Raw genomic sequence first — 12,331 nt, forward strand, 5'->3', positions numbered from 1 at the left:
AATTGGTCATTGGTAACTGCTAATTGATAAGAATATCGAGCTTCCTATTACCCGACCTTTACAAGTACGCTCTTTCATTTACGCCTACAACTAATTAACCTAAACTGCCAAATAGCGACGGAGAAAACTCTCTAAAGACTCTAACTTCAAATTAAATATTGACTCTAGGCGCGCAATTTCATCATGCGTACAGAAAAACTCGTTAGCAAGCAACGTGCGAAAAGTTCCTAAAGTCTTCTGAACTGGAGGATTTAATAAGCCTAATACGGTACGAAAACCATCGACAACAAATAAAGGTGGATTAATAATAATCGGTTCTTGATTAAACACGCGACCAAAAATGTGGGGAATATCTTCGCGGTGTAAAATTTCTGGTCCTCCCACGGGTAAAATTTGGTTTTTTGCGCCGCCAACCGAAACCGAATTCACTACCATTTGCGCTAAATCGTCTGTACTGACAATAGAAGTACGATTTTTCGGATCGCCTATCAATAAATACATTCGCGTTTGGCGAAAGCGTTCAGCAAGTGATAGTAGATTTGATGATAGTCCGGCAGGACGAAAAATTGTATAGTTCAAACCACTCGCTTGGAGATATTGTTCAACAGCACGTTTGGCTTTAAATGTTGGTGCATCTTCATAGCCGCGATCTGCACCTAGTACCGAAATAAAGACAAAGTGTCGTACCTGTTGTGCTTGCGCGCAGTCAATTAATTCGATATTGGCACGATAATCTAGTGCTAGAGGATCGCCATCCGAACCATGCGTACTAATGATATATTGCACTCCTTGACAAGCTTTTTGAATATCTTTTTCTTCGCGCAAGTCACCAATAAAAATTTCTGCTCCTCGGTGTTCTAACTCCCCATAGCGAGAACTAAGGCGAACAAAAGCGCGTACGGGTAATTCCTGCTGTCGCAGCAATCTGACTACTCTCCGCCCAATTTGTCCTGTTGCGCCTGTGACTAGAAACATAGCAGCATTGTCCCTGAAGTTTGATAATAGATAGTCGCCAACAATTCCTCATCTCAAGTCTATAGTAGAGGTTTGAGGTTCGAGGTCAGAGCTCAGAGATTAAAAGATAGTTCCAGTAGGAATTCTACGCCTCTACAACGTCCTAAATATATCTACAACTCAACAACAACGGGAGCGTGATCGCTTGGTTTCGGCAATTTTCGTGGAGTGATATCAATAAAGCAGCTTTTTGCTTGTTTGTACAGATCCGCAGTTAGGTAATGATGGTCGATCCTCCAACCTAAGTTACGGCGAAAAGCGCCACTACGGTAGTCCCACCAGCTATAATGCCCTGCTTCAGAAGTAAATTTACGAAAAGCATCGCTAAAACCTAATTCAAGGATTTCACGCAGTGCTTGTCGCTCAAGTTCTGATGCCATGATATGTCCTGTAAGAGTAGCGGGATCGTGCAGATCGCGGTCTTCGAGTGCAATATTGAAGTCACCACAGATACAAATGTTAGCGGATAAAACTAAAAGCGATCGCAAGTATTCGCGTAAAACTTGCAACCACCGCAGTTTATACTCGTACTTGTCACTACCAACCGCTGCACCGTTCGGTACGTAAAGATTCACAATGCGAATATTTGCCGTTACTCCTGTAATCAAGCGTTTTTGCGCGTCAAGTTCAAATGCGTCGGGAATCGCATCGCCCAAAACGGGTGTAAATCCTGTACTAACATCCGTTAACGGCGAACGACTGAGGATCGCCACTCCGTTGTATGACTTTTGTCCAGAAGCATAAATATAATAGCCAAGTTGCTCAAAAGGCGATCGCGGAAAATCTGCATCGACAACTTTGGTTTCCTGCAAACACAATACATCAACAGGATTTTGCTGCAACCAAGCAACAACGTGTTCTTGGCGAGTCCGAATCGAATTAACGTTCCAAGTGGCAATTTGCATCAAGTAATGGGCAATCAGCACGAGCTACCTTTAGCTTATTAGTCTGCCACACCAGCGGAACTTGATTGCAGTTGTTTTCGTACTTTTGCGATCGTCCACACAGCAAAATTACTCTGTGTCTAACTCCTGCTTTTTACGTAATAAGATTGGTGGTTGTGTCACTAACCCCACGAGACGATCGCTGGTGAAGCAGAGGCTTGATTTATTTTCGTCAATGGGAATTTGAAATAAATAGCTATCTTGTTTTCCCTGAGTGCGTGCCAAAAAAGCCGCAATCAAGCTACGCAGTAGAGGATTATCCGATTTGACCTTAATTTGATACCGAAACCCGCCGCTGAGTAAAATTTCGACTAACACTTCTTTAGGAGTGTCGCTTACAGATGAAGCCGCATCGACAATATCTAGTTCTTTGTTATCGGACACTTGTCTTCTCCTAATTTTATTTCATAGAAAAAAGTAGAGCGAACAATACTCACCCTACTCAAAATTTACACCTAATCTTCTTGAAGCTAAATTGTATTAGTACCCTACTGCTGAACCATCGCCTCTAGAATCAGCCCCGCCATGAAGTACATTCGTTGTAGGGTCAATCAAAATAGCACCTGCGTGTCCCATTGTGTCAGTGTAATCGTCAACAACATTCACGGGATGACCGCGTTTAGCTAATTCCGCCGTGACGCTTTCTGGTACTCGCCCTTCAATTTTTAAGTCATTAGAAGATGCACCCCAAGTACGCCCGTGTAGCCATCGCGGTGCATCAATCGCTTCTTGAACGCTAAATCCGTAATCAACAATCCGAGTTACTATTGCTGCTTGGGTTTGTGGTTGACCTTCACCGCCCATCGTGCCATAGACTAAATAGGGTTTTCCATCTCTAAAGAGCATGGCTGGATTTAAGGTATGAAAAGTCCGCTTTCTTGGTTCTAAACGATTAATGTGATTTTTATCTAACGAAAAGAAACTACCACGATTTTGCAATAATACTCCGGTATTTCCGGCAACAATTCCTGAGCCAAAATCATGATAAATACTTTGAATTAAAGAAACAGCATTTCCGTCTTTATCTACGACTCCTAACCATACGGTATCGCCTTTAGGATCGAGTGGCTTTGCTTCTTTTCGCGTTTGATTCATGCTAATTCGAGCTGCTAATTGTCTACCGTGATTTACGGACAACAGCGAATCAACAGGAATTTTTACAAATTCAGGGTCAGTAACATATTTATCGCGATCGGCAAACGCTTGTTTAGTAGCTTCAACAATTAAGTGGTAGTAGTCTGCTGTTCCTTCGCCTATTTTTCGCAGGTCAAAGTTGTTGAGAATGTTGAGAATTGATAGTGACGCGATTCCTTGTGTATTTGGTGGGAAATTGTAAGCTTGGTAACCGCGATAATTTGTAGAAATTGGTTGCACCCAATCAGAAGTATGTTGCGCAAAATCTTGCAACGTTAAAAGCCCGCCATTCTTTTGCACATCTGCTACAATTCGTTGAGCAATTTCACCTCGATAAAAAACATCCGCCCCTTGAGTAGCAATAAGTTTTAGTGTTTGCGCAAGTTGTGGTTGTCTAAAAATTTCCCCAGCTTTGTAGGCTTCTCCATTCTCTTTTAAATACGTTTGGCGAAAAGCAGGAAAACGTTGTAATGCCCGAAATTCTTGGTCTTTTTCATCAATATTTCTCTTCGTCCAAATTTCTTGACTTGGCGTGACTGGAACACCGGCTTCCGCGTAACCAATAGCAGCAGTGAATAGTTGATTCCAAGGGAGAGAATTGCCCATTGTTTTTTGCGCATAGTTGTAGGCTTCTTGCCACCCTGAAACGACTCCAGGTACAGTATTTGCTGCTAAGTAGCCTCTAGCAGGTATCTTTTCGTAACCCTGTTTTTGATAAAATTCGATTGTAACCTTTTCTCCAGCACGACCACTCGCGTTGAGTGCTCTTAGTTCATTAGTTTTGGCGTTATAAATTAGCCAGAAATTGTCGCCGCCAATACTATTCATATGCGGATAAACAACGGCTAGAGTAGAAGCTGCGGCGATCGCTGCATCTACAGCATTACCACCACCTTTAAGAACGTCGAGTGCTGCTTGCGAAGCATGATAGTGGGGAGTTGTAACCATGCCATTGGTAGACATGGTTGTTGGTCTAGCCGCATTCGCTACAGAGGTAATCGAGATTGATATACTTGCTACTGTTGGAGTAAAAACAGCTGAGAAAAATGTACTTGTTACGACAGCTGTCACTTTTTTACTCAGTAACTTCAATGGAGTCTCCTTTGTCAGAGTGTAACTTGTACGTTTTCTGATTAAGGCACTCGCTGAGTTCAACAATCAGTAACAAATTTAACTTTTTGCTGATTAAATAAAATTCAATTTACACAATACAATTCAAATCCCCAGACCGTTGCGTAAACCGATAATTTTCTTGATAGTCAACCGGACAATCAATCACCGCCGGAACATCCTGCGCTAATGCTGTTTTCAAAATAGGAATAAAATCGGTTGTCGCTTCAACGCGATAGCCTTTCAGTCCCATACTTTCTGCTAATTTCACAAAATCAGGATTGCCAAAATGGACAAAAGACGACCTGCCAAATTGATTATGCTGCTTCCATTCAATTAATCCATAACCGCCATCATTAAAAATCAAAGTGACAAATGGCGTCCCAACTCGTAACGCTGTTTCTAATTCTTGGCAGTTCATCATAAAACCACCATCACCCGTCGCTGCCACAATTTTACGATTAGGGTAAACAAGTTTCGCCGCTACCGCGCCAGGAATCGCAATTCCCATCGCCGCAAAGCCATTAGAAATCAAACACGTATTTGGGCGATCGCAATGATAATGTCGCGCAATCCACATTTTGTGCGCCCCGACATCCGAAATCACAATATCTTCTGGTCCCATGACCTGACGCAAGTCATAGATGAGTTTTTGTGGTTTAATAGGAAATCCATCATCGTTAGCATATTGCTCATAATCGGCACGGATATCTTCGCGTAATTCCAACGCATAAGGATCGGGTTTATCGCTGCGGTCTGCGCGTTTTAAGATTTCGTATAACGAATCCGAAATATCGCCAACAACTTCGACAAGAGGAATATAACTACTATCAATTTCTGCGGGAGTTTCCCCAATATGAACGATCGGAATTTCGCCATCAGGATTCCATTTTTTCGGGGAATACTCGATTAAATCATAGCCAATTGCAATAACTAAATCAGTATTATCAAAACCACAATTAATATAATCGCGTTGTTGCAATCCCACTGACCACAATGCTAGTGGATGCTTATAAGGAATCACGCCTTTCCCCATAAAAGTATTAGCAACCGGAATATTTAGTTGCGTGGCAAACTCAGTAACCGCTTCACTCGCATCGGCACGAATCGCGCCATTACCAACAAGAATAATCGGGTTATGCGCGTTGGAAATCGCTGTTGCTGCTTCAGTAATACTATGAAACGCTGCGTAGGTTCTTTCTAATTTATCAGTCTTCAAAGGCGTACCAGTCGCAGGCATTGCAGCAATATTTTCGGGTAAATCGATATGAACCGCACCAGGTTTTTCACTTTGCGATCGCTTAAATGCTTTTCGGACAATTTCCGGCGTATTACTAGGACGAACAATTTGCGTATTCCACTTCGTTACAGGGGCAAACATTGCCACTAAATCTAAATACTGGTGGGCTTCGATGTGCATTTGATCTGTTCCCACTTGTCCGGTAATTGCTACTAAGGGTGCGCCGTCCAAATTCGCGTCAGCGACTCCTGTCATTAGATTCGTTGCGCCAGGACCTAATGTCGAAAGACACACGCCCGCTTTTCCGGTTAAGCGTCCGTAGACGTCTGCCATGAACGCTGCACCTTGTTCGTGCCGCGTCGTGATAAATTGAATCGAAGAATTTTTCAGCGCTTCGAGGACGTGTAAATTCTCTTCTCCTGGCAAGCCAAAAACGTAGCGCACGCCTTCATTTTCTAGGCATTGCACTAATAATTCTGCTGTATTCATACATTTTCTCCCTAGAAAGGGGTCTGGAGTCAGGGTTCATCCCTCACTTGTCGCCCCTACGTTACCCACACTGTTTTAACATTGACAAACTCATGGATGCCTTGAATGCCTAATTCTCTACCATAGCCGGAACGTTTGATTCCACCAAAGGGCATACGCGGATCGGATTTTACCAAACCGTTGATAAACACCGCACCTGCTTCTAATTCGGAAATTAAGCGATCGCGTTGCTGTTCGTCGTTCGTCCAGGCGCTAGCACCCAACCCAAATGGCGTACTATTGGCAAGTTGAATCGCTGCGTCGATATCGGGAACGCGAAATAAAAGTGCGACTGGACCAAAAAATTCTTCGTTGTACGCCGCAGACCCCGCAGGAATCTCGCTTAAAATCGTTGGGGGATAGTAGTTTCCTGGTTGCGCTAACGGTTTTCCGCCTACAAGGACTTTTGCGCCACTTGCAATGCAATTTTGCACTTGTTGGTCTAAATCTCGCAAAATTCCTGGCGTTGCCAATGGTCCAATATTAGTATCAGGATGCATCGGATCGCCGACTTTGAGTGCCTGAAAGTGTTCTACCAATAATTTCTCAAATTTATCGGCGATCGCCTCTTCGACAATAAACCGTTTAGCAGCAATACACGATTGACCGCTATTGAGCATTCTTGCAGTCGTAGCGGTTGCCGCTGCTGTTTCAATGTCAGCACTTGCTAACACAATAAACGGATCGCTACCGCCTAATTCGAGTACCGTTTTTTTAATTTGTTTGCCAGCATGGGCGGCTAAACTTGCGCCTGCGGGTTCGCTTCCGGTTAACGTTGCGGCTTTAACGCGTTCATCTTCAATTAAGGCAGGTACTTTGTCCGCGCCGACTAACAACGTTTGAAAAACTCCCTTAGGAAAACCTGCGCGTTGGATAATATCTTCAATTGCTAGCGCGCACTGCGGTACGTTCGACGCGTGTTTGAGTATGCCTACGTTTCCTGCCATCAATGCCGGTGCTGCGAACCGAAAAACTTGCCAGAATGGAAAATTCCACGGCATAACTGCTAGAATGATTCCTAACGGTTGATAGCGGATGAAACTTTGACTGGCTTCTGTTTTGACGGCGACATCTGCTAAAAACTCAGCGGCGCGTTCTGCATAATAACGGCATACTAACGCGCATTTTTCAACTTCGGCGATCGCACTTTGTAACGGTTTCCCCATTTCTAGGGTCATTAGCTTCGCATATTCTGCTTTTTGTTGCTCTAATATCTCTGCCGCTGCTTGCATAAACTGCGATCGCTCGGCAATTGGCAACCAACGATACTTCTCAAAGGCTGTTTGTGCTTGTTCCAGTCTAGCTGCAATTTCGCCATCGGTCAGCGGCTGAAACGTTTTCAGCGTTTCCCCTGTTGCGGGATTAATTGTAGCGATACCCATTACCTGACCTCTGTGATAAATTCATTACAAAAATTTTTTATCTTACTCCCACAATCATTTCTTCTTATTTAAATTATCGCTTTTTTCACTCTAAATTCTCAAAAGATTGTGTAAAGGATCGTTGATTATTGATGAGTAAAATTACTTAACTGTATCGAGCGTAACCATTATCAAGTGGCGATCGCAGCTTACATATAAAATATTTCAAACAGAGGCTTTTGCAGTTGCAAAAAGACTTAGCAGCAGGTAAGATATTAAAAAATTATTAAAGAGAGTAACGAGTTGTAAAGGTAGAAAATTATGTAGGTAAAAAATATCTGTATCCGTTTGTATGTAAAGACTTGAGTGCAACCGTCAAGCATGTTGCGTAAGTTTAAGGAATTCTCATTTTAGAGATCAATTCAGTTTAAACTGAACTAAAGAAGATAAAACAAACTCAAATCGTGTTAGCTTGTCCCGCTTTTCCCTCGACCCCATGCACAGACTGTAAATGAGTGGGTTAGTTATCTACGAGCCAGTCCACTGTAAGCGCCGTCCTTCGCCGCTTAGGGAGTGCCTCAATCGTAAGTTTCGTGGGGACTGCCTCACAGATTGAAGACCTTCCGTTTAGGGAGTAATAAAGTTGGAAGTACTCTTAGTAAGCAACAAACAGGCAGTTAATCAGCCACTGGTTCTCGCAGTTGACGATGATGAAGATAGCTTATGTTTAGTTAGTGAGGTGGTGAAAGGGAGTAACTTATCATGCATTACTGCCACGGATGGTAAAACAGCTTTATCGTTAGCGCAGGTGCATCAACCGAATTTAATTTTATTGGATATCTTACTGCCCGATTTGAATGGCGTGGAAGTTTTACATCGTTTAAGAAAAAATCCGCAAACTCAATGTATTCCTGTCATTGCCGTCACAGCGTTAGCAAAAGAAGAAGACTGCGATCGTATTATGGCGGCTGGTTGTGACGGTTACATCACTAAGCCTTACATGTTAGATGACTTGGAAGACTTAATTTTCCGCTATTTATATCCCACTGCCGTTACAGCTTAGTTGCAGTTAAACCGGCTTATCTGCTAAAACGGCAACTATACTCATTCGCTCGGAGTCACTATTAGAACTACCCAAAAGATCGACTACAGGGACTTTTAGAACTTCTTCGATCAAGTTTTTGAGTTGTGGTTCTATAGCTCTATATAAATTCCGACCAAATTCTCGGGCTAAATCATTTTTCTGACTTTCGATCAGAAGTCGTTCTGGTGGAGTCGTTGGATGTTCAACAACAACGGTTAAACTTTGGTTTGACAAATTACAGACAACTTTTTCGGGTAAATGTCCTAGCTGTTTGAAATACAAAGCCTGAATCTGTTGCGCTAAAGTTGCTTCCATCTGAAGGCAATCGACTGGTTTTTTTTCCTCCATAAACTTATCAATAAAGAAAGATATATTAATAGAAATAATGCTTCAACAAAATATCAAATTCTGTTCGCCGACTCAAACAGCCTCAAGACAGATAATTTACGTCGAGCGATAGAAATTTCAGATATTATCATGTAAGGTAGTTTTTGACGCAATGTCAATCTAGCTAGAGGAGTAAATTTTTCTATCTAAAGATGTATTTATTTATAACAATATAGTAAAATCAACAAAGAAAATATAGTCCTTGTACTAGGTTGCTATGTTCTCCGCCAACAATAGACAATTGCCAGCTTGGCGGATCAACTGCGAGCCAGTCCATTGCAAGTGCTGTTTGCGCACCACTTGGGGAATGCCTCGCCGCAGCGGTTACAGAAATTAGTCATGCGCTTTTGCGGCTTTTCCTAAGTTAAGTATGGATATGAATTTGCAAAGTTCTTCTCATAGTCCTCAGCAAGATCAGCTTAGACAACCATTAGTCTTGGCTGTAGACGATAATGAAGATAATTTGCAGCTATTGGCGCAGTTGCTAATGTTGATTGATTGTTCTCACATTACAGCAACTGATGGTCAATCAGCAGTGCTCATGGCACAAAATTACCAACCAAACTTGATTTTATTAGATATGATGCTGCCCGATTTGGATGGAATTGAGGTAGTATTGCGCTTAAAACAAAATCCAGAAACGATGGAAATTCCCATTGTTGCGGTGACTGCAATGGCAAGAGAAGAAGATCAGCAACGCTTTTTACGTGCAGGATGTCAGGAATACATCAAAAAACCCTATATTATTGAAGAACTAGAAGCAACGATTCGCCGCTGTCTTAGTTAATAGATATTTTGTTTTATAAAGTAATAAGTAATGGGTAACTGGTAATAAAGCACAACAGGATTTAGGACATATTACGGAGTTTTGGTGTTTCTGCTAAAATCGCTACAGTCGCAGTGCGACCCGTGTCAAGTTTTGCATTGCTTAATAAATCGACAACACCTACTCCCACGATCTCTTCAATGATTGATTGAATTTGCGGCTTTAGCGCTTCATCAATCTCGGAACGAACTTCTTGGGCTAATTCTTCTTGACCAGTATTGACGAGAAGTTGCTCAGGTTGGGTGATAGAATCTTCTAAAATAATTGCGACTTTTTCATCAAAAATTTGGCAAGATATGCGGCTTGGTTGATGCTCCAGCTGATTGCGATACAATGCTTGAATTCGCTGTGACAATGCACGTTCAATTTGCCCACGCGTAGGAGTAGAAGAATCCATAGTTGATTCAGATGAAGAAAGCGTCGATCAGATGAAACTGTTTTCTACCCTTAGTGGGTTGATATCATCTGATACAAAGATTACACAAATTCAAATATACTCCTAATGGAAGAACTTTGGGTAAAAAATTGATGTGGTCGTAAATTACTGGTTTATGGATAAATCAAGATTTTGTAAGTTTCTTGAGTAGGAGCGATCGCGCGTTCTACCGCCGCCGACAATTCTTGTAATGGAAAGCGATCGCTAATCAACGCAGCAACATCAATCCGCGAGTTGAAGACAATATCCGCAGCCAAGTTTTGCATCCGAAACGAGGAACTGTAACTACCGATCAAGTCAATTTCCCGACGATAAAGAACATTAGGATTTAAGGGAATTTCAACTTCCTCAGGAAATTCTGCAAAAAACAAGATTTTCCCACCTTTACGCGTACAGTCCAAAGCTTGAAAAAAGGCTTTTTCACTCGGTACAGCCAGAAGTGTTGTATCAACACCCATCCCGTCTGTCATCGCGTGGATTTTTGCGACTAAATCTGCATCGCGCGCATCAAACGCCGCTTCGGCGCCAACACTCAATGCTTTGGTAATTCGAGAAGGAAGTAAATCAGTGGCGATCGCCCGCGCGCCAAAATACTTCACCAACATAATAAACATTAACCCAATTGGTCCTGCACCTGTTATTAATACAGTTTGTCCTGGCGCGATTTGGGCTTTTTTTACTGCTTTGAGACAGCAATTCGTCGGTTCGACAAAACTTGCGACTTCAAAACTCACATCATCTGGTATCGGAATTAACCCACCATTACGTACGATATGACCAGGAACCTTAACGTATTCAGCAAAACCCCCGCCACTCGGTACAAACCCAGCCGTTGTGCAAATGTTTTTATACATATCACACATTGAAAAATTGTCGTTAAGACAGTATCCACAGCGCATACAAGGAATGTGGTGCATGACAACGACGCGAGTTCCCACTTGCCAGTTTCTGACATCTTCGCCAACCGCTGCAATGACTCCCGCTGTTTCATGTCCAAAAATGCGCGGCGGTTCGTATAAGGGGTAAAGAATTTTCTTAATATCCGATTGACACAAGCCGACAACGCGCACTCTTACCAACACTTCATCAGCTTCGAGAGTCGGTATTGGCAAATCTTCGTAACTTAGCTGCTTGACACCGCGATACACTTGTGCTTTCATGCCGCTTCACCACTCGATGATTTTAGAGTTAATACCAAGAATCTTCTTTCGCCCAAAAGTGGCAAATTTTTTCATTCTTAGTGCTACCTACAAGTAGTATCACTCAAGCTGTGTAACGGTGAATTTTGTTAACAAAGTTAGGTAAATTTGCACCACGCTGTTGACTCAGAAGCTCTAGTAGCTCAGCAACGCTTAAGGAACGTTTTTTATATTTCTGAGATTGTTGTTGTAATATTTGAACTATTTTAGCTGGGTAGTCTGGGTATGCATCAAACAGTTCACAAAGAAAATTATCAGGCGACTGTGCTGTGATATTCCAAGGAGCTAAGGCATCGGTCTGAAAATCTGCAAGATTATGGGTTACGATAACTTGTGCATTCGCCATAACCGCAGCAGCAAGAACATGGCGATCTTTGGGATGATTCCTCATAGCCTCTTCGAGTTCCGCTGGTACTTCAACCATTGCTTCTGGAAATGCTGCTTTCATCACCTGCTCAAGGTTTTTAGCTTTTTCAGCTGATATTTTTCTGGCAACAAGATTACTTATTGCTTCATCTAGAATATTTTGTGACCAATAGGGTTTATACAAAACCTGCTTCAGCTACAGACAACAAAGTTAGAACAACACTGAGCATAAGGTTTATAATCAGGTTTTTACTCGTTGTCCTCGTACAAGCCAGCCTCTTCGCTAATCTCGATTAGCTGCTGCAAGAGTTCACTTCGCTTACTGTCTCGCTGTTCTTTATATTGCATTAAATCTTGAAAACGTACCCGTCGGTGCGTTCCGACTTTGATATGCGGAATTTCTCCTTGTTCTAGTAGCTTGATGAGATATGGGCGTGAAACATTGAGCAGATCTGCGGCTTGTTGCGTTGTCAATTCTTGCTCTTGAGAAACTATCGTAATCGATTGACCTGCTTTCATCGCTTCGATGACTTGACGTAAAACTTGATAAGTCGATTCAGAAATAAGAATTTCTTCTCCTTTAGGACTGACAAGCTTTGCGGTAGGTGTATGATTTAGCTGCTGAGAATGTACAACTACATCTGTTGGAACGTTGTGGCTTAACATAATAATTTGTGTGAAATCCTGTTCGCCTATCGTAAT

13 protein-coding genes are annotated in these 12,331 nt (G+C 42.3%); 2 read left to right on the forward strand and 11 right to left on the reverse strand.

The genetic code is table 11. From position 1 onward, the window contains the following. Positions 1-99 precede the first annotated feature (99 nt). The 6 genes from B1A85_RS08180 to B1A85_RS08205 all read right to left on the reverse strand — a co-directional run bounded on the left by B1A85_RS08180 (position 100) and on the right by B1A85_RS08205 (position 7,352). On the reverse strand, positions 100-975 hold the full coding sequence (locus B1A85_RS08180) for an SDR family oxidoreductase (RefSeq protein ID WP_104546422.1): 876 nt from the start codon (positions 973-975) through the stop codon (positions 100-102). A 152-nt stretch (positions 976-1,127) separates the two neighbouring features. Beyond that, a complete protein-coding gene (xth, locus tag B1A85_RS08185; protein ID WP_104546828.1) occupies positions 1,128-1,919 on the reverse strand; it encodes an exodeoxyribonuclease III in 792 nt (263 codons plus the stop codon). 108 nt (positions 1,920-2,027) lie between these two features. Next, complete coding sequence (locus tag B1A85_RS08190; RefSeq protein ID WP_104546423.1) at positions 2,028-2,342, reverse strand: hypothetical protein; 315 nt, start codon at positions 2,340-2,342, stop codon at positions 2,028-2,030. Between the two features lie 96 nt (positions 2,343-2,438). Continuing rightward, positions 2,439-4,055: a gamma-glutamyltransferase gene (gene ggt / locus B1A85_RS08195; RefSeq protein WP_104546424.1), complete on the reverse strand. Its 1,617-nt coding sequence runs from the start codon at positions 4,053-4,055 to the stop codon at positions 2,439-2,441. A 238-nt stretch (positions 4,056-4,293) separates the two neighbouring features. Beyond that, the gene (locus tag B1A85_RS08200) at positions 4,294-5,931 is read right to left on the reverse strand and encodes an acetolactate synthase large subunit (RefSeq protein WP_104546425.1); all 1,638 of its coding nucleotides are present in this window, start codon (positions 5,929-5,931) and stop codon (positions 4,294-4,296) included. A gap of 56 nt (positions 5,932-5,987) precedes the next feature. Further along, positions 5,988-7,352, reverse strand: coding sequence for an NAD-dependent succinate-semialdehyde dehydrogenase (locus B1A85_RS08205; protein ID WP_104546426.1), 1,365 nt, complete (start codon positions 7,350-7,352; stop codon positions 5,988-5,990). 622 nt (positions 7,353-7,974) lie between these two features. On the opposite strand from B1A85_RS08205, the gene B1A85_RS08210 reads away from it, so the two are divergent. Further along, positions 7,975-8,394 carry a response regulator gene (locus B1A85_RS08210; protein ID WP_104546427.1) on the forward strand — a complete coding sequence of 140 codons (420 nt, stop codon included), beginning with the start codon at positions 7,975-7,977 and terminating at the stop codon, positions 8,392-8,394. A 6-nt stretch (positions 8,395-8,400) separates the two neighbouring features. Here B1A85_RS08210 and B1A85_RS08215 read toward each other — a convergent pair whose 3' ends face one another. Beyond that, positions 8,401-8,763 carry a DUF2294 domain-containing protein gene (locus B1A85_RS08215; protein WP_104546428.1) on the reverse strand — a complete coding sequence of 121 codons (363 nt, stop codon included), beginning with the start codon at positions 8,761-8,763 and terminating at the stop codon, positions 8,401-8,403. Positions 8,764-9,172: 409 nt separating this feature from the next. Here B1A85_RS08215 and B1A85_RS08220 point away from each other — a divergent pair, with 409 nt between their 5' ends. Next, positions 9,173-9,589 (forward strand): response regulator, encoded by a 417-nt coding sequence (locus B1A85_RS08220; protein WP_104546429.1) that lies wholly within the window; start codon positions 9,173-9,175, stop codon positions 9,587-9,589. Positions 9,590-9,650: 61 nt separating this feature from the next. Here the strand turns inward: B1A85_RS08220 and B1A85_RS08225 are convergent, their stop codons facing one another. The 4 genes from B1A85_RS08225 to B1A85_RS08240 form a co-directional block, all read right to left on the reverse strand. After that, positions 9,651-10,025 carry a DUF2294 domain-containing protein gene (locus B1A85_RS08225; RefSeq protein WP_104546430.1) on the reverse strand — a complete coding sequence of 125 codons (375 nt, stop codon included), beginning with the start codon at positions 10,023-10,025 and terminating at the stop codon, positions 9,651-9,653. 152 nt (positions 10,026-10,177) lie between these two features. After that, complete coding sequence (locus B1A85_RS08230) at positions 10,178-11,224, reverse strand: zinc-dependent dehydrogenase (RefSeq protein WP_104546431.1); 1,047 nt, start codon at positions 11,222-11,224, stop codon at positions 10,178-10,180. A 103-nt stretch (positions 11,225-11,327) separates the two neighbouring features. Next, complete coding sequence (locus B1A85_RS08235) at positions 11,328-11,813, reverse strand: PIN domain-containing protein (protein WP_210404307.1); 486 nt, start codon at positions 11,811-11,813, stop codon at positions 11,328-11,330. A gap of 65 nt (positions 11,814-11,878) precedes the next feature. Further along, positions 11,879-12,295, reverse strand: a complete 417-nt coding sequence (locus tag B1A85_RS08240) for a helix-turn-helix domain-containing protein (protein WP_104546433.1) — start codon at positions 12,293-12,295, stop codon at positions 11,879-11,881. Positions 12,296-12,331 lie beyond the last annotated feature (36 nt).

Source organism: Chroococcidiopsis sp. TS-821 (assembly GCF_002939305.1).
In the GTDB taxonomy this organism is placed as follows: Bacteria; Cyanobacteriota; Cyanobacteriia; order Cyanobacteriales; family Chroococcidiopsidaceae; genus Chroogloeocystis.